This is a genomic window from Bacillus bingmayongensis (assembly GCF_000299035.1).
Lineage (GTDB): Bacteria > Bacillota > Bacilli > Bacillales > Bacillaceae_G > Bacillus_A > Bacillus_A bingmayongensis.
Genome location: NZ_JH921517.1, coordinates 1,377,582 through 1,399,305 on the forward strand (window position 1 = coordinate 1,377,582; position 21,724 = coordinate 1,399,305).

At 34.5% G+C, this 21,724-nt stretch carries 20 protein-coding genes, 2 pseudogenes and 3 other annotated features; of the genes and pseudogenes, 16 read left to right on the forward strand and 6 right to left on the reverse strand.

Annotated elements, in window-relative coordinates; translation table 11 throughout:
* Nucleotides 1-90 precede the first annotated feature (90 nt).
* The 3 genes and pseudogenes from Y7E_RS34410 (at nucleotide 91) to Y7E_RS29855 (ending at nucleotide 2,045) form a co-directional block, all read left to right on the forward strand.
* Nucleotides 91-273, forward strand: a complete 183-nt coding sequence (locus Y7E_RS34410; RefSeq protein ID WP_237741375.1) for a hypothetical protein — start codon at nucleotides 91-93, stop codon at nucleotides 271-273.
* A complete protein-coding gene (locus tag Y7E_RS0114105; protein WP_017151907.1) occupies nucleotides 257-1,048 on the forward strand; it encodes a phosphotransferase in 792 nt (263 codons plus the stop codon). The genes Y7E_RS34410 and Y7E_RS0114105 overlap by 17 nt, the downstream gene beginning before the upstream one ends.
* A 244-nt stretch (nucleotides 1,049-1,292) precedes the next feature.
* A pseudogene (locus tag Y7E_RS29855) lies at nucleotides 1,293-2,045 on the forward strand (phosphotransferase family protein).
* Between the two features lie 144 nt (nucleotides 2,046-2,189).
* Here Y7E_RS29855 and Y7E_RS0114115 read toward each other — a convergent pair.
* Nucleotides 2,190-2,570, reverse strand: a complete 381-nt coding sequence (locus Y7E_RS0114115; RefSeq protein WP_017151910.1) for a VOC family protein — start codon at nucleotides 2,568-2,570, stop codon at nucleotides 2,190-2,192.
* Between the two features lie 314 nt (nucleotides 2,571-2,884).
* Here Y7E_RS0114115 and Y7E_RS0114120 point away from each other — a divergent pair, with 314 nt between their 5' ends.
* A complete protein-coding gene (locus Y7E_RS0114120; protein ID WP_017151911.1) occupies nucleotides 2,885-3,376 on the forward strand; it encodes a hypothetical protein in 492 nt (163 codons plus the stop codon).
* 39 nt (nucleotides 3,377-3,415) lie between these two features.
* Nucleotides 3,416-3,982 carry a GNAT family N-acetyltransferase gene (locus Y7E_RS0114125; RefSeq protein ID WP_017151912.1) on the forward strand — a complete coding sequence of 189 codons (567 nt, stop codon included), beginning with the start codon at nucleotides 3,416-3,418 and terminating at the stop codon, nucleotides 3,980-3,982.
* A 167-nt stretch (nucleotides 3,983-4,149) separates the two neighbouring features.
* On the opposite strand, the gene Y7E_RS0114130 is transcribed toward Y7E_RS0114125, so the two are convergent.
* Genes Y7E_RS0114130 through Y7E_RS0114140 form a run of 3 tightly spaced genes read right to left on the reverse strand, consistent with a single transcriptional unit; the run spans nucleotide 4,150 to nucleotide 5,550 of the window.
* A complete protein-coding gene (locus Y7E_RS0114130) occupies nucleotides 4,150-4,611 on the reverse strand; it encodes a VOC family protein (protein WP_017151913.1) in 462 nt (153 codons plus the stop codon).
* Nucleotides 4,608-5,090, reverse strand: a complete 483-nt coding sequence (locus Y7E_RS0114135) for a GNAT family N-acetyltransferase (RefSeq protein WP_017151914.1) — start codon at nucleotides 5,088-5,090, stop codon at nucleotides 4,608-4,610. Before Y7E_RS0114135 ends, Y7E_RS0114130 begins: the two co-directional genes overlap by 4 nt.
* Before the next feature lie 40 nt (nucleotides 5,091-5,130).
* Complete coding sequence (locus tag Y7E_RS0114140; protein WP_017151915.1) at nucleotides 5,131-5,550, reverse strand: SgcJ/EcaC family oxidoreductase; 420 nt, start codon at nucleotides 5,548-5,550, stop codon at nucleotides 5,131-5,133.
* Between the two features lie 252 nt (nucleotides 5,551-5,802).
* Here Y7E_RS0114140 and Y7E_RS0114145 point away from each other — a divergent pair, with 252 nt between their 5' ends.
* From Y7E_RS0114145 to Y7E_RS0114165, 4 genes and pseudogenes are all read left to right on the forward strand, one after another.
* Nucleotides 5,803-6,315 (forward strand): GNAT family N-acetyltransferase, encoded by a 513-nt coding sequence (locus Y7E_RS0114145; RefSeq protein ID WP_017151916.1) that lies wholly within the window; start codon nucleotides 5,803-5,805, stop codon nucleotides 6,313-6,315.
* A 103-nt stretch (nucleotides 6,316-6,418) separates the two neighbouring features.
* A complete protein-coding gene (locus Y7E_RS0114155) occupies nucleotides 6,419-6,943 on the forward strand; it encodes a cysteine hydrolase family protein (protein WP_026049213.1) in 525 nt (174 codons plus the stop codon).
* Nucleotides 6,944-6,966: 23 nt separating this feature from the next.
* Nucleotides 6,967-7,722 (forward strand): annotated as a pseudogene (locus tag Y7E_RS29860) (D-serine ammonia-lyase); the annotation flags it as partial.
* Nucleotides 7,723-7,917: 195 nt separating this feature from the next.
* Entirely contained in the window at nucleotides 7,918-8,382 is a 465-nt protein-coding gene (locus Y7E_RS0114165) for a DUF3574 domain-containing protein (protein WP_237741376.1), read from the forward strand.
* Nucleotides 8,383-8,554: 172 nt separating this feature from the next.
* Here Y7E_RS0114165 and Y7E_RS0114170 read toward each other — a convergent pair whose 3' ends face one another.
* Nucleotides 8,555-8,992 carry a YndM family protein gene (locus Y7E_RS0114170; protein WP_017151921.1) on the reverse strand — a complete coding sequence of 146 codons (438 nt, stop codon included), beginning with the start codon at nucleotides 8,990-8,992 and terminating at the stop codon, nucleotides 8,555-8,557.
* 186 nt (nucleotides 8,993-9,178) lie between these two features.
* On the opposite strand from Y7E_RS0114170, the gene Y7E_RS0114175 reads away from it, so the two are divergent.
* The 6 genes from Y7E_RS0114175 (at nucleotide 9,179) to aroA (ending at nucleotide 19,529) form a co-directional block, all read left to right on the forward strand.
* A complete protein-coding gene (locus Y7E_RS0114175; RefSeq protein WP_017151922.1) occupies nucleotides 9,179-12,667 on the forward strand; it encodes a DUF4020 domain-containing protein in 3,489 nt (1,162 codons plus the stop codon).
* Between the two features lie 121 nt (nucleotides 12,668-12,788).
* Nucleotides 12,789-13,021 (forward strand) — a binding site (T-box leader).
* A gap of 55 nt (nucleotides 13,022-13,076) precedes the next feature.
* Nucleotides 13,077-13,310 (forward strand) — a binding site (T-box leader).
* 139 nt (nucleotides 13,311-13,449) lie between these two features.
* On the forward strand, nucleotides 13,450-14,526 hold the full coding sequence (locus Y7E_RS0114180; RefSeq protein WP_017151923.1) for a bifunctional 3-deoxy-7-phosphoheptulonate synthase/chorismate mutase: 1,077 nt from the start codon (nucleotides 13,450-13,452) through the stop codon (nucleotides 14,524-14,526).
* 9 nt (nucleotides 14,527-14,535) lie between these two features.
* Nucleotides 14,536-14,771 (forward strand) — a binding site (T-box leader).
* Between the two features lie 53 nt (nucleotides 14,772-14,824).
* Entirely contained in the window at nucleotides 14,825-15,997 is a 1,173-nt protein-coding gene (gene aroC / locus Y7E_RS0114185) for a chorismate synthase (RefSeq protein WP_017151924.1), read from the forward strand.
* 15 nt (nucleotides 15,998-16,012) lie between these two features.
* Complete coding sequence (gene hisC / locus Y7E_RS0114190) at nucleotides 16,013-17,113, forward strand: histidinol-phosphate transaminase (protein WP_017151925.1); 1,101 nt, start codon at nucleotides 16,013-16,015, stop codon at nucleotides 17,111-17,113.
* Complete coding sequence (gene tyrA, locus Y7E_RS0114195; protein WP_017151926.1) at nucleotides 17,106-18,206, forward strand: prephenate dehydrogenase; 1,101 nt, start codon at nucleotides 17,106-17,108, stop codon at nucleotides 18,204-18,206. The genes hisC and tyrA overlap by 8 nt, the downstream gene beginning before the upstream one ends.
* Before the next feature lie 18 nt (nucleotides 18,207-18,224).
* Nucleotides 18,225-19,529, forward strand: a complete 1,305-nt coding sequence (aroA, locus tag Y7E_RS0114200; protein WP_017151927.1) for a 3-phosphoshikimate 1-carboxyvinyltransferase — start codon at nucleotides 18,225-18,227, stop codon at nucleotides 19,527-19,529.
* Between the two features lie 50 nt (nucleotides 19,530-19,579).
* Here the strand turns inward: aroA and Y7E_RS0114205 are convergent, their stop codons facing one another.
* On the reverse strand, nucleotides 19,580-20,116 hold the full coding sequence (locus Y7E_RS0114205) for a hypothetical protein (protein ID WP_017151928.1): 537 nt from the start codon (nucleotides 20,114-20,116) through the stop codon (nucleotides 19,580-19,582).
* Between the two features lie 307 nt (nucleotides 20,117-20,423).
* Between Y7E_RS0114205 and Y7E_RS0114210 the strand changes: the two genes are divergently transcribed.
* Nucleotides 20,424-21,596: a GNAT family N-acetyltransferase gene (locus Y7E_RS0114210; RefSeq protein WP_017151929.1), complete on the forward strand. Its 1,173-nt coding sequence runs from the start codon at nucleotides 20,424-20,426 to the stop codon at nucleotides 21,594-21,596.
* Nucleotides 21,597-21,724 lie beyond the last annotated feature (128 nt).

Here is a 21,724-nt window from a genome sequence, read left to right on the forward strand (position 1 = left end):
TTTAGTAGAAGAAGGATTTCACCATCATTACTGATCAATGATAATAAAGTTTCTGTAGTACTTAAGGAAAGGAATGTATTATTTTAAAAAGTGGTCAAAAATGATCCGCATATTACATGCGGTAGCTTGTGGAATAGATTGGGAGGAAGAGTACAAGTTAGAGGGAAAAAACTATTAAACTACTGGCGCCGATTAGTTGAACAAACAGGATTTGTTTTACGGTTTATAGAAAGTCATATTAGGGAGGAATATTTACATGACAAACTATGGTAACGAAGAAATGCTAACAGGAGGGAATGTCTCTAACGTTTATCGTTCGGGAAGTACTGTGCGACGAGAATTAAAGCCAGATAGTCCTAACATTCATAAGCTATTAAAGCATTTGGAGAGCAAAGGTTTCAATTATGCACCAAAGTTTTTAGGTATTGATGAAAAAGGAAGAGAGATATTATCATTTATTGAAGGAGAAGCTGGTAATTATCCTTTAAAAGAATATATGTGGTCTGATGATATCTTAATAGAAATAGCGAAAATGCTTCGTCTTTATCATGATGCTGTGAGTGATTTTTCATTTGATGATAGCTGGCAATCGATAGATAACACCCCAAAACAATTTGAGGTACTATGCCATAATGATTTTGCAATGTACAACATTATTTTTAATCATGAAAGACCAATAGGGATTATTGATTTTGATGTTGCTGGACCTGGCCCAAGACTTTGGGATATGGCTTATGCTCTTTATACTTGCGTCCCCTTAAGTAGATTTTATTTTTCTGAAACAGGTGAGCAAGTTTATTATAATTCATTACAGCATGCTAACCGTATAAAACAAAGAGTTAGATTGTTTTTTGAATCTTACGATGAGGGAATGGAAAAAAATTATTTGGATATGGTATTGTTACGATTAGAAGGGTTATGTAAAACGATTACAAGAAAAGCCAGTGAAGGTGATATTGCTTTTCAAAAGATGATAGATGAAGGGCATCTTGAGCATTATCAAAACGATATTAAATTCATTTGTGAACATGGAAAAGAGTGGATTTAAGTGTAGGTTTTTGTAGAACTAATTTGCCTGTTAGCGCAACAAAAAATTAAACAAAATTATTTTTACAAATCAATTGTATGGAATGTATGAGATGCAGAGTAGGACATTATTATCATTTATCTCGCTATTCGCGGGCAGTATTACTCCCACCTCAAAATTCGGCAAAGGAAAAGAAGATAGGTGGGGGATCAACTGTCAGTAAAAGCCCGATTAGTTGAACTTTATTTTAAGGGAGAGAAAAGAAGTGAACCTATGTAATCCAATAGCTATAGGGAATACAGCAAAGATATATCTTTATGATAATAAAATTGTGAAAGTGTTTAAAAAGCACTTTCCAAATACAGAATCGTTATACGAAGCAAAGAAACAAGAATACGCTTATTCATGCGGTCTTCACGTCCCAAAGGTATTAGAAGTCAAAGAAATAAATAGTAGACAAGCAATTATAATGGAATATGTAAAAGGGAAAACAGTAGGAGATCTCTTAATTAATAATAAGGAACTAGCTGAGCATTACATAAGTGTTTGCGTCAATGTACAACAAAAGGTGCATGCTGTTGTTGTTGATTCGGATTTACTTGAACCGATGTCAGAAAAGCTACATCGTTAAATTTAATTAGTACAGAATATAGATGAGAAACAAAAGGATAGATTGTTAAGAAAATTGGATTCAATGGTATTTGAACATAGGCTATGTCATGGAGATTTTCATCCATTTAATTTGATTATGAGTAATGATGACGTAAAAATTATTGACTGGGTTGATGCTAGCTTGGGAGATATTCGTGCAGATGTATATCGAACATATTTAGTGTATGCCCAGTCTTCAGTCAAATTAGCTGAAATGTATTTACGTATATATTGCAAAAATGCTGGCTTATCAAGGGCTGAAGTTTTGGAATGGGCTCCTATTATTGCTGGGGCAAGATTGTCAGAAAAGGTATCTTCAGAAAACATGGAACAGTTAAAGAGTTTAGTAGGCCAGTATTGTAATTAAGGAAAACGATAGAATCAGCATTTCTGTAATGATCAAAATTTTAAACGTGATAGTATTAGATAGTAAAACCGTTCAAAATTTTTGAACGGTTTTTTCGGTGTTATTGTATTTCGTAATTAAAAAATAATAAATAACTGTATTTTGCTAGATAGTTATCTCAATATGATTTCCTTCTGGATCACTAATTACGCTCTCATAATAGCCATCTCCAGTGAAACGTGGTCCATTTAATACAGGATATCCAGCTTCTTTTAATGTTTTTGTTAGTTGATTCACATTTTCTTCGCTACCAACAGAAAAAGCGATATGGGCGTATCCAATTAGGTTAGAACTAGATTTGTCTTCTATTCCGTTCTGTCGCATAATTTCAAGACGTGCTCCAGATTCAAAGGTAATAAAAAAAGATTCAAATTGTTTAGTTTTATTGTGATATAAAGAATTTGCCTTTCCATTAAAGTATTGTGTATAGAAAGTGCGCATTGCCTCTAAATCATTTACCCAAATCGCTATATGTTCGATTTTCATTATTTTCACCAGTCCTATTCTTACGTCAATTTATATAAATTTAGCCAAATATTTATGAGCTAAAAATCAGCGAAGTTGAAAAACAACGATTAGAGTTTCACTTTATGAAGTTTGAAATGATATGTCAAGAAATAAGAGTGGATGCTGTAAGAAAGTGATTTTACATATAGAAATGAAAAAGTTATTTCGTTTTTTTATCAAAGATTTATGTTAATTTTCTGATGTGGGAATACATAGGATTTTTAATAGAATGAATCTTTACATAAGTAACTTAATGTTTTTACGGTAATTACAAGTAAGAAGGGAGATAATTTATGGGTCAATATGAACAAATGTTGCTCGTTGGAATAATCATGTCTATTATACTATCGATTATGATTTTAGGATCATTATATTATAATCCTCGCCTATGGTTAAAGGATTATCCTAAAGATATTCAAAAATCTGTTTTGCCAAAAACAATCGATGAAAAAAGACAAACTTTATACTTTGGAATTGTATATAATGTAATTCTTTTCGGAACACCATTGATTTCAACTTTTTTACTAAATCAACATGAGAAATTATTGTTTATAGATGCTTTCTTGCATTCTTTTGGAATTTTGCTGATTTTTAACTTGGTTGATTTATTCATTATAGATTGGCTTATATTTTGCTGGATTACTCCAAGATTTGTTGTTATTCCTAGTACAGAAGGGATGAAGGGATATAAAGATTATAAGATGCATCTAAGAGGAGCAATGATTGGTATGCCTTTCCTCATAATTGTTAGTTTATTCATTGCAGCTATTGCTATAAATATTTAGTATGAGGAATATATTATATTTTACTTAGAGGAGATAAGGATGGACATTTTTATTAGGAAACTAGAATTAGAAGATTTGAATGAAATTCCTGAAATTGATGATAGTTTTACGGTTGATTCTAAGCTAGTTCTTTCATTAGGAGCGAAGAATCAACGAATAGAATACACAGTGCAAGAAATACCAAGCTATGAGAAAAATTATTCAGAAGATATATATAAAGAGGATCAAGAGGATGATTTAGATTATAGGGAATATGTTAATAATCCAGATAAAATAATTTATTTGGCGTTTATGAATCACCAAATAATTGGAATGATTATATTAAAGAGGAACTGGAATGGTTTTGCTTACGTGGAAGATATAAAAGTAGATAAGCAGTTTAGACAGCTTGGAGTTGGCAAAAGATTAATTGAGCGAGCAAAGCATTGGGCGCAAGCTTGTGAAATGTCAGGAATCATGCTGGAGACACAGAACAATAACGTTAGAGCATGCAAGTTTTATGAGAGTTGTGGATTTGTTATAGGAGGCTTTGATTTTCTTGTATATAAAGGCAGTAATGAACAAAGTGATGAAGTTGCAATTTACTGGTATTTAAAATTTAAATAGTAACGAGTAAAAGAAGAGTAACTTTAAAAAATGTAAAGGTGCTCTTCTTTTTATTAAGGCTCTATTAAAATTTATTATTGATTTTTAATAATAATTTAAAGGAAACCCAATCTATATAGGTTTCCCTATTCTTAGTTAAACTAACACCTCTTTAGTTGAATAGGGTGCTAATTTAATTCATTTAATTGTTCCCATTCACTTAAATACATACGCTTTGTAATATTTTTAGGATTTTCAAGTTTACATATAAATTCTAAACTGTTCCCATCAGGGTCATTAAAATGGATTTTGGCATGAGCAATGCCACTATGTGCTATAACAAATGGTTCAACTGGTTTAAATCCAAATGCTTCTCTAGGTTCAAAGCCTTTTTCATTCAACCAAGCAACTGAATTTTTTAACCCGTCTAAAGAAACTTGAAAAGCTATGTGTCTTATTGAAGGGTGATATTCAAGTTCTACTTTGTCTGTTTCCCATAATCCCAACCAGCTTTTATTTTTTTCAATCCATAAAAATGCTACCTTATCTTCACGGCGATGGGAAAATTCCAAACCAAGTCCTTTGTAACATTCAATCGAACGCTTTAAATCGCTAACTGGTAAATGTGCTTCATATAATCCTATTATCATCTATAAGACCTCTTTAAAATTAAGGAATATGTCAGTTCACCGTATGTGTAAATGTTATCATTAGTAAATCCAATTTTTTTGTAGAACTTGTGACCCGAATCATTTTCAGGATGTACAGTTAAGCGAATACGACGGCAAGATGGATGAACGGTTTTTATATGGTTAATTAATTCGTTTATTGCAGCGGCTCCAAATCCTTTTCTTTGAAATCTTTTATCGATAAAAAAATGAAAAAGCCAAAAGTCATCGTTACTATTGAGTGTGTAGTGTAGATTAAAAAAACCAACCATTGTATGCTCATTGTAAATCCCATAGGGTTCGATAATTCTATCGTCTGGTTTTATATATGCTTTAGCAAGTGCAATAGCAACAGGTGGTGTAACTTCAGAAACAAACTTTTGTTGTTCAATATTTACAGAAAGATTAAGGGCTTCCCGCCAGTTTTTAGAAGTTATTTTTTTCAGATTTACGTGAGACATGAGTCGTCACCTCCAGTTTAAACAGGGGATATGTGAAGAGCTATTGAACAAGCGTATTTTGCCCAGCAGCAATTTTCCATGTTTCTTTTTCTTTGACCATCACATAAATAGCAAGACTGCCTTGCCCATCCTTTATTATTTCTCCTTCAGAGGTTGTTGGATATTGTCTAATATGTGTGATAGCTACGTCGGAACGTATAAATTTAATGCTTTCAACTGTATAACAAGCGTATGAATCCCGAAGAGCTCCTGGTAAAAGAACTTTGTGCGCTTCATGGATTTGCTTCCAACCTGAAAGCCGCTTGCCAAGCACATTGACCCATGTGGCATTTAAAGTAAAGTGGCGATCTAATTCATTTGCATCATGTGCATTAAATGCACTTTCCATTTCGGTGATTGTTTGTCGGATTTCATTTATTTCTTCTTGTTGGTGTTCTTTTGAATCATAACCTTTAGACATATTTATTCCTCCAAAGTTGGTTTGATATCTATAGATTACTAAATTGAAGATTCTGTAACATCCAGCAATAGTAGTATTTTTTTAGAAAGAACTAATACGAAGGTATGAAGTCGAGACGGATTTGTATATATTTACTTACGTGGTTTGAAAAATTTATTGATTAAGGTTTAGTAAGAGGAGTTAATCCAATGGGTCTAGAATATTATGGTGTTATGGATAAGGAGGGGCAGTATGCTATTTCAATAGGGAAATATGTCTATTAGGTATGTTACAGAAAACGATGTAAAAATCCTATCAAAATGGCTAACAAATCCCGAAGTTTTACAATATTATGAAGGGCGAGATAATCCACAATCTTTAGAGCAAGTACGCAAAAAGTTTATTTCTTATTCAACAAGTAATGTAAAAAAATGCTTAGTAGAATACGCTGGAGAACAAATTGGTTACATACAAATTTATCCTGTAGATTCAGAGTGGAAAAAGCTATACGGGTACATGGAAAATCAAAATATATGGGGCATGGACCAATTTATTGGTGAACCAACATATTGGAATAGAGGAATCGGTACAGAGCTCGTACAAGCTGCGATCACATATATCACTGATGAGTTAGGGGCAGAAGCAATCACGATGGATCCAAGAGTAAGTAACGAACGTGCAGTTCATTGCTATGAAAAGTGTGGGTTTCAAAAGATAAAAAGGCTAATAAAACATGAACTTCATGAAGGGAAGTTAGAAGATTGCTGGATGATGGAGTATAGATGATAAAAGTATTTAGTGATTTTGATTGGCGGAATTTTAATTTTATTGATGTTATATACTACGGTGATTATGTAAGGGGTTACAATAAGAGAAAGGGTGATATATGTTGAAAAAATCATTGTTAGTAATAGATGTACAAGAAGGTATGTATACAGCAGGAATGCCTGTACATAACGGCCAAAAATTAATAGAAACATTGAAAGAATTAATTCAGCAATGTCGTGCAAATCATATTCCTGTTATATATGTTCAGCATAATGGACCAAAGGGACACCCTTTAGAAAAAGGAAAACCGGGATGGAGTATTCATTCTGCCATTGCGTCAAAAGAGAATGAGGTAATCATTGAAAAAGAAACACCGGATTCATTTTATAAAACGAACCTTGGGGAAGTTTTACAAAATGAAGGGATTGAACATGTACTTATTACAGGAATGCAGACGGAATATTGCGTGGATACAACAACTCGTAGCGCTTTTAGTGAAGGGTATAAAGTAACTTTAATTCGTGATGCACATAGTACGTTTGATTCAGAACAATTATGTGCTGAGGATATTATTGCACACCATAATACAGTGTTAGGTTGGTTTGCTGAAATTATAGATTTAAAAGATATACAAATAGAAAGATAGTTTTAGTTTTGGGAGGAAGAAGCATGTCAATAGGTTTTGTTAATGGGAAATCATTACAAGTGTGGAAAGAAGAGTATCGTATTTCACAATAATTAACAGCGACAAATGAGGTGTTTTGGGAGAATCCAAATTATGTTTCGTATGAAAAAGCGGAGCAGAATTTTGTCTTAACGAAAGAGGATGTAAAAGATGCAGAGGAACGTTTGCGTCGCTTTGCACCGTACATAGCAAAAGTCTTTCCGGAAACAAAAGAGATGAGCGGTATCATTGAATCACCACTTGTAGCAACACCACTCATGAAACAACATATGGAGAACGCGTTTGAACAAGAAATGCCAGGTGTATTTTTATTAAAATGTGACAATAATTTACCGATTTTAGGATCTATTAAAGCGCGTGGTGGTATTTATGAAGTACTGCAGCATGCAGAAAAGTTAGCGGTGGAGCATAATTTACTTTGTGAAAAAGATGATTACGAAAAGTTAGATAGTGATACATTCCGAGAATTTTTTTCTCAATATTCAATAGCAGTTGGTTCGACAGGTAACTTAGGTTTAAGTATTGGCATTATGGGCGCAAAGTTAGGTTTCAGGGTAACCGTACATATGTCAGCAGATGCGAAAGAGTGGAAAAAGGAGCTGTTACGAAGTAAAGGAGTAACAGTTATTGAGTATGCATCTGATTATAGCAAGGCCGTAGAAGAGGGAAGAAAGCAGGCGGATCAAGATCCGCGGTGTTATTTTATTGATGATGAAAATTCGAAGCCTATAACTTACGGTGATGAACCTATTATAAGCATTAATTTGGTGATATTATTTTAACAAATTGTAACGTGTTCAGAAAAAGACAGTTGAAAACAGTTACGTTATCAAGTTCAATATTAAAGTTGTTCTCTCAAACTCTATTAAAGTATGTATAATAATAAATAGAGCACTCACCGTTGTTTTGACAGCAAAACAGTTAAATAAGAAGGAGTGGCAAGCTTGAAAAGGAAAACGATTTTGTATTGGTTTCTATCTATTATGTTGGTCGCTTTTTTAGGGCATACGGTGTATGCTGCAGAACAACAAGAATCGTTTAAGGTTCAAGAATCGAATGCTTTAAAAGGACAATTCCATCTTGATAATGTAGTAAAAATTTACGTACCATCGACTTATAATGTAGATCAACCTATTGATAATACTCCGTATGTTAACAAATCTCTCGAGACATTCTCTAATATGTTTGGAGGAGCTACCGCTATTGAGGGAACAGGGGCTTGGGTAGGAGATAATAATCAACTCATTAAGGAAAAAGTCACAATTGTGTATAGTTTTGCGGAAAATTTGAATAAGAAGACGATTAATGAAGTGGTAGCATATGCTAAATCTCTAAAGAAAGAGATGAAGCAATCATCAGTATCCCTTGAAGTGAACGGAAAGATGTATTTCATTGAATAACTGTTGTAAAAACGTGTTAACCTTATTAAAAGGTCTATACAAATAAATGGTTTACAAGATGTGGGTAGCTGGTGGCGGATTGGTTCCACAATCTGTTTTGAAGCAATACTATTTGAAGAATAGTTAATGTAGAAAAAGGATGTCATTATACAGGTAATGACATCCTTCTTTTTTATTTTTTCTTTTCTTTATCTATGATGTTTTGTTCTTCAGCAAATTCAGTTCCATATGCGAATCGGCCATTCATATTAATTCGTTCACCTTTATGCCTTTCATGCGTATGAGAAAAACGATGGACAAATACTTCAGATAATGTAAAGACAATAGCGGATAGAATACTCCCCCATGCGATCTGCATATAATTGTCCAATAAAATATTACCGAAAATCCACACACTTAAATATGTTAACAAAAAGTCAGCTATAATAGCAGCGGAATTGCCAATGCGGTTTAAAAGGATTTTATCCACAAACATATAAGAAACGATTGTTACAAACAGACTAAAAGAAATAACATCAACAATTGTTGCATCGAAAAACAAATCAAGTCCAATAGCGAAAGCAATGATACACGATATAAATTTGATCAGCACAATTGTAAAATTGCTCAAAATGCACACCTCCTGTTTTTACATAGTTTTGGTATAAAACGAGAAGTTCATACATTTCTTATGGAAGTACATGAATGTAAATAAATTTTTTCATGTTAAACCTCTTGTCGAAATATTAAAAAAATAAATAAAAAATGTTATAGTAAAATGAGAGTGTATGACATTTTTAGGTAAGGGGGGATCCAGATGTGGATTACTTCAGAAGTAGAAATTCCAGATGAACTATTTGATAACCTTGAACAAGGAAGGCTTGTATTATTTGTCGGAGCAGGAGTTTCTATGAAAGGGAAATCAAACTTACCAAATTTCGATGATTTAGTTGATGAAATTGCGGAAGCTTTATATGTTGAAAAGCGTGAAAATACGGAACCGCATGATTATTATCTTGGAAAAGTTGCGAAGACGAAAGATGTACATCAAGTTGCACAAGATCTTGTTGATGTGAAAAATTCGAAACCGAATCCATTACACTATGCAATTCCACGGCTTTTTTCAGATGATATTGATGTTCGCATCGTTACTACAAATTTTGATCAGCATTTTACAAGCGTAATTCGGGAAATGAATCGAGATATCAATATATATTACGCACCTGCACTTCCAACAGGTAGAGCGTTTAAAGGTTTAGCATATATACATGGCAATGTAGAACAAGAAAAAGAAAATTTAATATTAACGGATGGTGATTTTGGAAGGGCTTACTTAACAGAGGGATGGGCAAGAAGATTTTTAGTTGATTTATTTTCAAATTATACGGTGTTATTCATCGGATATAGTCATAATGATCCTGTCATGAAATATTTAGCAACAGGTTTACCGCCGAGTACAAGACGTTATGCATTTGTTGCGCAAGGAGATAATACATATCACTGGGAGCATTTAGGAGTAAGGCCGATTGTTTATCCAAATAAGGCAAATAATCATCAAGCACTTGTTAAAGCGGTGAAGCGCTGGGCTGAATTAATGGGAGATAATTATATTACAAAAAGAATGCGGATTCGTGATATCGTGACAGTCCCGCCATCAGTTGAACAAGAGCAATTATCATATATAAAGCAATCAGTAAAAAAAATTGAAACACTTCGGTATTTTATAGAATTTGCTCGCGATTACGAGTGGGTAGAATGGTTAGAGGCAGAAGGGAAACTCCAAAATTTATTTTTGCTTTCCGCTATCCATAATGAAGAGGATGAATTGTTGGCTGAGTGGCTCGTCAAACAATTTCTTTTTAGTCATCAAAAAGAATTATTTCAGCTTATTTATAAAAATCACTCGAAAGTTTCTCCTTTGTTATGGCGAACCATTTGTACGTATTTAAACGAAACAAAAGAGCCAATTGAACCGCTACTATTCGCAAAATGGACATTACTTTTATTAGAAACAGCAGAAAAAAATAGCAGCTCTATAGAATTGGTTTCATATTTGTTACATAAATGTTCCTTTCCTGAACATAAAGAAATTTTCGTATTATTGTTGGCGTTTATTTTGGATGGGAAAATTAAATTAAAACGTGTCAGAAGATGGGAACACGATATGCAAGATTCAATTGAATTAGAGGAGACAAGTCGTTTGCCAGTTCCCGTATATTCGTTTGTACAAAGAATTTGGGATGAAAGAATGAAACAGCATATCGCGTATTTTGCCGACCCAATAATGGTCATGGGGTTAGAGAAAATCCAAATGTTATTTTTAAGACAGGCTGCACTGCAGAAAAAAGACGGTGTGACATATAATACAGTCGAATTTTCCGACCATGATTTACAGCCAAAAGATTTTACATTTTTAATTCGTATTGTAAAAGAATGTCTCACTTATTTATGTGAAAATAATAAGAGACAGGCAAACTATTATATCGCTCAAATGATCGAAACAGATAGTATATTACAAAAACGAATTGCGATAGCTGCGATGAGTAAAAATTCATTTGTAACTGACGATGAAAAAATCAAATGGCTGTTAGAACAAAGGTTACTCTTACATGTTACATATAGACATGAAGTATTTAAATTTTTAAAGAAGCATTATCTATTTGCTTCGGAGCAAAGAAAGCAAGAGGTGTTACAAAAGGTTATGAAACACCTTGTTAAAGAGAGAGCTTTTGATGCTTGTCTTGTTATGGATTTACTTTATACATGTGATCCAAATAGTAATTGTACAGTACAAGCATATAAAAAAATGAAACAAAAGCACCCTCATTTTTCCCCAGAACGTTACGATGAAAAGCCAGTAGAGGATGCCGTTCAAAGTATTACATGTAACGTAACGGCTGATGGGCTATTACAGTTGAAAGACCATGAAATGATGAAACAGGTAAGGCTCTTTTCTCATGATGGTATTTTTGAACAACGTCATTTTTTAGAAATGTTATCAAAAGCATGTAAATTGAATACAGAATGGAGTATTTCGCTTGCATATCAATTAGTAGGGGAAGATAAGATAAGCAATGAAGTATGGTTTGTGTGTATTAGGGCATGGAGAAATAATCGTAAGCTTACAAATCAACAAATACAAAAAATCATTCCGCTCTTGCAACAATTTGTAAGAAATACGTCTTTCCATTGGTTAATTAGCAGTTTTCTTTATGAAATCAGCAATCGATTAGAAGAATTTCAAGAGGATAGTATACGTGTTGTGAAGCGCTTTGCCTTTTCTTTATTTCCTCAAGTAATGAAAAGTGATCCGAATTTCAAGATAGAAGAGCATGATTTTTATAATGAGTCAATTCAGCACCCTATTGGAAAGGTGACGTCAGTATTATTAAAGCTACTAGCATATGACCACTTATACGACCGAAATATTCACGAATACTTGTTTTTATTTGAAGAACAAATGAGAGTATTTTCACAGAGTACAAATGTCATGTTTGCACGATTAACTGCAGATATAACATTTTTATATCATATTGAGAAACAATGGTGTAGAAAAAATCTGTTACCATATCTCGATTTAAAAAAACAAGAAAAAGCAATAAAATATGCATGGGCAGGACTTTGCTATACACAAATAAATTTACCGTTATTTACAGAGATAAGGCGATATATTAAATATGCAGTCGAACATTTATATTTGTTGCATCCACATACAAAAGAAGTATTTTTAAAGTGGCTCAGCTTTGTATTTATTAAATGTGTATTATATTGGAATCAGCGAGCAGATTGGTTATATCCACTTTTTATACAGGAAACAGAAAATGACAAAATTAAGTTTATGGAACATTTATGTTATTATGTGAAAACATTAAGCGCGAGAGAACAACATAAATTTTGGACAGCTTGGTTAGCTGGATTTTTAATTGAACGTCCAAAAATGAGTTCTATAACCGGTAGGGAATATGTCATGTTTTTACGTTTTGTATTATGTATGGATGAAGTTGCAGAAAAAGGATTACAAACCATTCTTAGTCATTTCTCGTCACCATCAGTATGTTACGATCAAGCAGAAATGAAACAACTATTTTTGGATATCTTGGAAAAGAAAAAGAACATGCAATATCATGTAGAAGCCTATGGCGAGTTGTTTTTTTCGTTATTACAACACTTGCATGAGGCAAATTCTTTTGAAAGTGAAATCATTGAGATTAAACAATTATTAACAGAGTACCAAGTAGAGAATGATTTACTAATATCTATTCAAAACGAAATGATTCGTATTGGGATTGTAATCACAAATGGATAAGGGTGATTATAGGGAAAGAGTGGATTTTTTTAAAATAAAATAAAAAGTTGTTGACAGTATTTAAAAAAGCATTCTATAATACGAATCATAACTTATTCAATTTCAAAAACATTTGAATAAACAAAGTGCAATGAAGGGATCACAGTAGTGAGGATCTTACTGTAACAGAGAGCTGATGGTTGGTGTGAATCAGTACAGGGATAATCATGAATTACAGTCTTGGAGCATCTTTTTCGGATTAAAGATATATGTTCTTTATGAAGGAAAAGCGGTCAAATGATCGTTAACAGTGAAGAGAGGTAGACGAAATAAGTCTACAACTAGGGTGGTACCGCGATAAATATCGTCCCTACTGATTGGATCAGTAGGGACTTTTTGTATTTTTGTGGTCCAACTTGAAAATGGAATATAACATGCGATGAAAGGAAAAGGAGTAGTAGTTGTTTCCCTGTAACAGAGAGCTGGTGGTTGGTGTGAACCAGTACAAAGACAAGTGCGAATTACAGTCCTGGAGCATCTTTTTCGTAGTAAAGATAATAGTCTTTATGAAGGGAAAGACGGTCAAATGATCGTTAACAGTGAAGAGAGGTAGACGAAATAAGTCTGCAACTAGGGTGGTACCGCGATAAATATCGTCCCTACTGAGTAGATCAGTAGGGATTTTTTGTACACAGAAAAGGCGGTAACGATCCCATAATAAGTTTGTATAACTCATTGATTCAGAAAATAGGGAATTTTTATTCTCTTACTATACTTTTAAAACATTAGAGGAGGACTTTAAAATGGCAAATCATGAATTAGAACAATTACGTAAACAGGTGGATAAAATCAATTTACAGTTACTAGAACTATTAAATGAAAGAGGTAAAATTGTTCAAAAGATTGGAGAACAAAAACAAGTGCAAGGTACGAAACGTTTTGACCCAGTTCGTGAGCGCGAAGTACTGGATATGATCGCGGAACATAATGAAGGACCATTCGAAACTTCAACAGTTCAGCACATTTTCAAAACGATTTTCAAAGCGAGCTTAGAATTGCAAGAAGATGACAACCGTAAAGCATTACTTGTTTCACGTAAAAAGAAAAAAGAAAATACAATCGTTGATGTAAAAGGTGAATTATTAGGAAATGGAACGCAAACATTCATCATGGGTCCATGTGCGGTAGAAAGCCTAGAGCAAGTTCGCCAAGTTGGGCAAGCGATGAAAGAACAAGGATTAAAATTAATGCGCGGCGGTGCTTTCAAACCGAGAACATCACCATACGATTTCCAAGGATTAGGGGTTGAAGGCTTACAAATTTTACGTCAAGTAGCTGACGAATTCGACTTAGCGATTATCAGTGAAATCTTAAATCCAAACGATGTAGAAATGGCCCTTGATTACGTTGATGTCATTCAAGTTGGGGCACGAAACATGCAAAACTTCGATTTATTAAGAGCTGTAGGTAAAGTAAATAAACCTGTATTATTAAAACGTGGTTTAGCAGCGACAATTGACGAGTTCATCAATGCAGCTGAATACATCATTGCGCAAGGAAATGATCAAATTATACTATGTGAGCGCGGTATCCGCACATACGAAAGAGCAACACGTAATACGTTAGATATTTCAGCCGTACCAATCTTAAAGAAAGAAACACATTTACCAGTTGTTGTGGACGTAACACATTCTACAGGACGCAGAGATTTATTATTGCCAACTGCAAAAGCAGCACTAGCAATCGGAGCAGACGCAGTCATGGCAGAAGTACATCCGGACCCAGCAGTTGCATTATCTGATTCAGCGCAGCAAATGGATATTCCGGAGTTCCATAAATTCATGGAAGAGTTAAAAGGATTCAAAAATAAATTATCTTAATTTCATATTAAATATGCGTAGAAAGGGAAACAGTAGTGCTTATCTCCCTGTTTATAGAGAGCTGATGGATGGTGAGAATCAGTACAAAGATAAGCATGAATTACAGCCCTAGAGCATCTTTTTCGTAGTAAAGATAATAGTCTTTATGAAGGGAAAGACGGTCTCATAGATCGTTAAAAATGATAAGAGGTAGACGAAAAATAGTCTATAATTAGGGTGGTACCGCGATAATAATCGTCCCTACTGAGCGCTCAGTAGGGACTTTTTTGTACAAAAAAATAATAAAGGGGTAAGAGAAATGAGATATATTACAGCCGGAGAATCACATGGTCCGCAGTTAACTGTTATTTTGGAAGGTGTACCTGCAGGACTATCGTTACAAGCAGAACATATTAATAAGGAATTACTAAGAAGACAAAAAGGGCATGGTCGCGGGAGACGCATGCAAATTGAAACAGATACAGTAGAAATTGTAAGTGGTGTGCGCCACGGAATGACACTTGGTTCACCAATTACATTAATCGTAAAAAATGATGATTTTAAACATTGGACGAAAGTAATGGGAGCTGAACCGATTTCGGAGCAAGAAAGTAAAGAAATGAAACGCACGATTACAAAACCACGTCCAGGACATGCAGATTTAAACGGTGCAATTAAATATGGTCACCGTGATATACGAAATGTTTTAGAACGTTCTTCTGCACGGGAGACAACTGTAAGAGTAGCTGCTGGCGCGGTTGCAAAACGAATTTTAAAAGAATTAGGTATACAAATTGCAGGGCATGTTCTTGAAATTGGCGGGATAAAAGCAAATCGTGTAGGCCAATTGCCAATAGAAGAGATCCAAACAATTACAGAAAATTCACCTGTTCGTTGTCTAGATAAAGAAGTAGAGCAAAAAATGATGGATGCAATTGATACTGCGAAAAGCAGTGGAGATTCAATTGGTGGAATTGTAGAAGTAATGGCAGAAGGGATGCCAATTGGCGTTGGGAGTTATGTACATTATGATCGAAAATTAGATGCAAAACTTGCAGGAGCAATTATGAGTATTAATGCTTTTAAAGGCGCTGAAATTGGAATTGGGTTTGAGGCGGCAAGGCAGCCTGGAAGTTCGGTACATGATGAAATCATATGGGATGAAGGAAAAGGATATGCAAGAAAAACAAATAACGCAGGTGGATTAGAAGGTGGTATGACAACAGGAATGCCAATTGTTGTAAGAGGTGTTATGAAGCCAATTCCTACATTATATAAACCACTAGCAAGTGTAGATATTGATACGAAAGAAGCATTCCAAGCAAGTATTGAACGATCTGATAGCTGTGCAGTTCCAGCAGCAAGTGTTGTTGCAGAGGCTGTTGTTGCATGGGAGCTTGCTGATGCATTAGTTGAACAATTCGGAAAAGATCGCATGGAATTAATCGAACAAAATATTATGCAGCATAACAAGTATGCAAAAGAATTTTAAAAAGGATGGATACAGATGAAGGTAAAAGAGCAATTATCATCATTACAGCCATATAAACCAGGTAAATCAGCACAGCAAATGAAAGAAGTATATGGCGATCATTCATTTGTAAAATTAGCATCAAATGAAAATCCATTTGGTTGTTCACCGCGCGTTATGGAAGAATTACAAAAAGCGTGGCATGAACATGCCTTATATCCTGATGGAGGAGCTGTAGAACTTCGCCAAACAATTGCAGAAAAACTACAAGTTCAAAAGGATCAAATTATATGTGGAAGTGGACTCGATGAAGTCATTCAAATGATAAGCCGTACAGTGCTTTGCGTGGGCGGTAATGTTGTAACAGCAGGAGAAACTTTCCCGCAATATCGTCATCATGCAGTGATTGAAGGTTGCGAAGTAAAAGAAATTCCACTGCAAAATGGATCATACAACTTAGAGGAAATTGCAGAAGCAATAGATGAAAAAACAAAAATTGTTTGGATTTGTAATCCGAATAATCCGACGGGCACATATATTGATGAGCGAAAATTAAATGAATTTATAAATAGAGTGCATGACAGTGCGCTAATTGTAATCGATGAAGCGTACTATGAATATGTCACGGCGAAAGACTTTCCAGAAACAATACCGTTATTGAGAAACCATAAAAACCTTCTTATATTACGAACATTTTCTAAAGCATATGGTTTAGCATCATTTCGCGTAGGATATGCAGTTGGGCAGGAAGAATTGATTGAGAGATTAAATGTTGTTCGTTTGCCATTTAATGTTTCTTCATTTGCGCAAAGAGCAGCAACAATCGCTTGTCATGATGAAGAATTCATAAAGGAGGTAGTTCATGTGAATCGAGAAGGATTAGAGCGATATGAAAGCTTTTGTAACGAGAATAAGATTCCGTTTTATTCTTCTCAAACAAACTTTATCTTTTTGCCAGTAGATGATGCACAAGAGATTTATGATAAATGTGCACATGCAGGCTTTATTATTCGTCCGTTTCCGAACGGTGTTCGCATTACAATTGGGACGAGTGAACAGAATGAGGGAGTGATTTCAGTGTTAAAACAGCACTTTATAAATAGAAAAAATAAGTTTCGAGATGAGACAAATGTGTAAAAAAGTTTTATTAATTGGTACAGGATTAATTGGTGGTTCTCTCGCATTAGCGATTAAAAGAGAACATGAAGTGATGATTACTGGCTATGATATTCATAGTGAACAAGTGGAGCGTGCGAAAGAACTTCACGTAATTGATGAAATTGCAAGAGATTTACAAACTGCTTGTGAGGAGGCAGAATTAATCATTTTTGCTTCCCCAGTTGAAGAAACAACAAAGTTACTGCGTCAGCTTTCATTATATGACTTACGTGAAGATGTAATTGTTACAGATGTAGGAAGTACAAAAGGGAAAATCATGAATGAAGCAGAAGCTTTATTACCAAACGGAATCTCTTTCATTGGGGGCCATCCGATGGCAGGTTCGCACAAAACCGGAGTTGAAAGTGCAAAAGCACACTTGTTTGAAAATGCATTTTACATTTTAACACCATTGAGTCATGTGGCAAATCATCGAGTAGAACAACTAAAAGAATGGTTAAGAGGAACAGGTTCTCATTTTCTTGTATTGAATACGGAAGAACATGATTATGTAACAGGAATTGTAAGTCATTTTCCTCATTTAATTGCCGCGGGCCTAGTGAAACAAGTTGAAAAGCATGCAGGGGATAATCCACTCATTCATCAACTTGCTGCTGGTGGATTCAAAGATATTACACGTATTGCATCAAGTAGTCCCAAAATGTGGAGTGATATTGTAAAACAAAATCGAAATCATTTATTACAGCTACTAGAAGAGTGGATATTAGAAATGAAAGAGTTACACAAAACGGTTGCTAATGGCGATGCGGATGAGTTGCAGAACTATTTTGCAAACGCCAAAGAATACCGTGATTCTTTACCAGTTCGTAAAAGCGGAGCAATTCCAGCTTATCATGACTTATATGTCGACGTTTTAGATAAAGTAGGGGCATTGGCTCATATTACGAGTATTTTAGCTCATAAAGAAATTAGTATTACAAATCTGCAAATTATAGAAGCACGTGAAGGATTACTTGGTGTGCTTCGCATTAGTTTCCAAAGAGAAGAGGATCGTCAAAAAGCAACGATCACACTACAAAAAGAAGAATATCAAACATATGAAACAATGTAATAAGGAGGGGGCTGAAAGATGAAAGAACACGTTATACAAACTGTAAAAAACGGATTAAAAGGTACTATTACAATCCCTGGAGATAAATCTATCTCACACCGTGCCGTTATGTTTGGAGCAATTGCGCAAGGGAAAACAACAATTAAAGGTTTTCTGCCTGGTGCAGATTGTTTAAGTACAATTTCTTGTTTTAGAGAAATGGGAGTAGAAATTTCACAAAATAGTGATGAGGTAGTTGTCATTGGAAAAGGATTAGAAGGGTTACAAGAACCTAAAAATATTTTAGATGTTGGTAATTCAGGTACAACGATTCGGTTAATGTCTGGGATACTTGCAAATACGCCTTTCCATTCCTGTATCCAAGGGGATTCGTCTATTGGAAAAAGACCAATGAAACGTGTAACGAATCCGCTTGGGCTTATGGGAGCAAAAATTGACGGTAGAGAAGAAGGAACATTTACGCCACTTACAATACGAGGTGGAAATTTAAAAGCAATCGACTATACTTCACCTGTAGCAAGCGCACAAGTAAAATCAGCAATTTTACTTGCAGGACTGACCGCAGAAGGTGTAACAACTGTTACAGAACCTCAAATTTCACGAGATCATACCGAAAGAATGCTTGAGGCATTTGGGGTTACGGTAACACGTGAGGGAAAAACAGTGAAGATTGCGGGTGGACAAAAATTAGTAGGGACTGATATACAAGTACCTGGTGATGTTTCTTCAGCAGCATTTTTCTTAGCCGCAGGAGCCATTGTCCCAAATAGTAAACTTGTACTACAAAATGTTGGAATGAATCCAACTCGTACAGGAATTATCGATGTTCTTACTAAAATGGGTGCTAAATTAGGAATACATCCTATTCATAATGATGCGTCAGAACCAGCTGCGAATATTACGATTGAAACGTCCTCACTTAAAGGGATTGAAATTGGTGGAGATATAATACCAAGACTTATTGATGAAATTCCAATCATTGCGCTTGCAGCAACACAAGCAGAAGGAATTACGGTTATTAAGGATGCACATGAATTGAAAGTAAAAGAAACAAACCGAATAGATACAGTTGTAGCAGAATTAACAAAGCTGGGAGCACATATCGAAGCAACAGATGATGGAATGGTTATTTACGGTAAGTCTTCGTTAAAGGGGAATAAAGTAAATAGTCATGGTGATCACCGAATCGGTATGATGCTTGCGATTGCAGGCTCTATAGCTGAGGGTAAAACAGCACTCGAAGATGCAGAGGCTGTTGGAGTTTCGTATCCTACATTCTTTAAGGAACTGAGCAAACTACAAACAGAATTGGAAAAGGCATAAAGTAAAACGTCTATAACAATAGTAAGGACATTTGTTATAGACGTTTTTGATTAAGTTGCCGGAGATGGAAATCTAGCTCCTTCAAAACGTGTAATGCTATTAAGTAAATTGATTGTACCAGCTACATTAGATATGAAAAACACCTCAACAATATCCTCGCATTTTAACTCAGTTATAGTAGAAACGGATATGATATTTTTTATCTCGATATTTGCTCCAAAGAAATCATTATCAGCAGCCACCTCATGACCATTTACTTGAATACATATTCTTCCTCTGTAGGCCTCATTGAAATTACTAGGTGCGAAAAGAACACTTGCAGTCAATGAATAAACACCTTTTGTTTCAGGAATGAACATAGATGCAGCGGAGTTAAATTCATTTGCTAAATCAAATTGGATATTAGGGTATAAAACTTTAACTGTAGTATTGGCAGGTACTTGTTGGAGTGTGGACATGTTGACGGCTCTAAACGCTGATGGCCTTATGAATTCAGAGTTTTCTCCTCTATTATATCTATTTCTTCTTTGAGAAAGGGAATCTCGATTTGCATTCAATCTATTTAATTTATCATAATAAGAACTCATAATTATTTACTCTTCCCTTCTTTATATATTCGTAAATGGACTGAGAATAGAGGAGTTTAATTGGATAGTGTATGTATCCAATTATTAAAGTTTCACTTTATATAGTATACAGGGGACCGGATAAAAGTGATTAGTAGGCACATTTTTTTGTTTTATGGTAATTCTTTATTTGTAAATGATGTGTGTTATATCGAGATACAATAATTACAGAAAGGTCGATGTATATTCCATCGACCTTTCTAATTTTTCAGATAGGATTTTATCTGTATAAGTACGAATGTAATAAAGGGGATAGGAGGAGATATTTATGAAAGTAGTTGAATTAGCAGAGCACCAATATAGAGAAGCGATTGCCTTATCTGAATATGCTTTTCAATATAAAGTACCCGAAGATCAGATTGAACAGCGCCTTACACTAATGAAAGAACACCATCAATTGTTTGGAATTTTGGAAGGGGATCAACTCGCAGCGAAATTGCATCTTCTTCCTCTAGAAATAAATATTGGTGATGAAATTTTTAAAATGGGTGGAATTGCAGGGGTAGCGACATACCCAGAGTATAGACGGAATGGACATGTAAAAGAACTATTAAAGCATGTGCTACAAAAAATGAAACAAGATGGATTTAGCGTATCTATGTTACATCCATTTGCAGTTTCATTTTACAGAAAGTATGGATGGGAACTATTTGCAAACCGTTTAATCTGTTCAATGACGAAGAATGATTTAGTGATGCAAAAACATGTAAAAGGGAATATAAGACGTTTTAACAAAGATAATCATCCAAATGAAATTGAGGCAATATATGAAACGTTTGCGAAACGTTTTGCGGGGATGCTAATCCGAAGTAAAGATTGGTGGATTCATGCACTTTATCATGATTTAACAGTAGCTGTTTATTATAATGAAGAAAATGAAGCTACTGGTTATATGTTTTACAAAATAAATGATTCAAAAATGACAGTAGAAGAATTTGTTCCGCTAAATAACGAAGCTAGAAATGGACTTTGGAATTTTATTTGTCAACATGACTCCATGATAAAAGAACTTAAGATGATACTAAGTGAAACAGAGCCATTACTTTATACTTTACAAGAGCCTCGAGTAAAGGTTGAAGTTACTCCCTATTTTATGGCTCGAATTGTAGACGTGAAGCAGTTTTTAAATCAATATTCATTGGTTTGGAGTAACCAACAAAATGAAATCATTTTACATATTTCTGATTCATTTGCACCATGGAATAATGTGACGGTTCAATTACAGAACAAAGAAATGGTAATTATGAATAAAGAAGAAACAGAAAAACAAAACAGTGGAGGCATTCATTTAAATATAAATGATTTATCAGCAATGGTATTCGGATATAAGCGCCCGCTAGAGCTATACGAAATTGGCACTCTTTCAGGAACAGAGGAAGAAGTAAAAGAGCTTGAACATTTGATACCATTACATAGGCCATTTCTTTATGATTTCTTTTAAGTGCTTTTATTTTGTTGAAATATAGCTTGATTATTTTGGGGCTTAGAATAGAAATTTTCGGTTGTTGAAATAGAAAGATGATTAGATATACCTTTAGATGGCTAAATATGTTATAGTAAGTGAAGTAT

Bases quoted from the DNA above. Each gene is read 5' to 3' on its own strand.
- hisC (WP_017151925.1), top strand. From the start codon at position 16,013: ATGAAGGTAAAAGAGCAATTATCATCATTACAGCCATATAAACCAGGT.
- Y7E_RS0114120 (WP_017151911.1), top strand. From the start codon at position 2,885: ATGGGTCAATATGAACAAATGTTGCTCGTTGGAATAATCATGTCTATT.
- aroC (WP_017151924.1), top strand. From the start codon at position 14,825: ATGAGATATATTACAGCCGGAGAATCACATGGTCCGCAGTTAACTGTT.
- Y7E_RS0114125 (WP_017151912.1), top strand. From the start codon at position 3,416: ATGGACATTTTTATTAGGAAACTAGAATTAGAAGATTTGAATGAAATT.
- Y7E_RS0114140 (WP_017151915.1), bottom strand. From the start codon at position 5,550: ATGTCTAAAGGTTATGATTCAAAAGAACACCAACAAGAAGAAATAAAT.
- Y7E_RS0114105 (WP_017151907.1), top strand. From the start codon at position 257: ATGACAAACTATGGTAACGAAGAAATGCTAACAGGAGGGAATGTCTCT.
- Y7E_RS0114180 (WP_017151923.1), top strand. From the start codon at position 13,450: ATGGCAAATCATGAATTAGAACAATTACGTAAACAGGTGGATAAAATC.
- tyrA (WP_017151926.1), top strand. From the start codon at position 17,106: ATGTGTAAAAAAGTTTTATTAATTGGTACAGGATTAATTGGTGGTTCT.
- Y7E_RS0114135 (WP_017151914.1), bottom strand. From the start codon at position 5,090: ATGTCTCACGTAAATCTGAAAAAAATAACTTCTAAAAACTGGCGGGAA.
- aroA (WP_017151927.1), top strand. From the start codon at position 18,225: ATGAAAGAACACGTTATACAAACTGTAAAAAACGGATTAAAAGGTACT.
- Y7E_RS0114145 (WP_017151916.1), top strand. From the start codon at position 5,803: ATGTCTATTAGGTATGTTACAGAAAACGATGTAAAAATCCTATCAAAA.
- Y7E_RS0114205 (WP_017151928.1), bottom strand. From the start codon at position 20,116: ATGAGTTCTTATTATGATAAATTAAATAGATTGAATGCAAATCGAGAT.
- Y7E_RS0114210 (WP_017151929.1), top strand. From the start codon at position 20,424: ATGAAAGTAGTTGAATTAGCAGAGCACCAATATAGAGAAGCGATTGCC.
- Y7E_RS0114130 (WP_017151913.1), bottom strand. From the start codon at position 4,611: ATGATAATAGGATTATATGAAGCACATTTACCAGTTAGCGATTTAAAG.
- Y7E_RS0114175 (WP_017151922.1), top strand. From the start codon at position 9,179: ATGTGGATTACTTCAGAAGTAGAAATTCCAGATGAACTATTTGATAAC.
- Y7E_RS0114115 (WP_017151910.1), bottom strand. From the start codon at position 2,570: ATGAAAATCGAACATATAGCGATTTGGGTAAATGATTTAGAGGCAATG.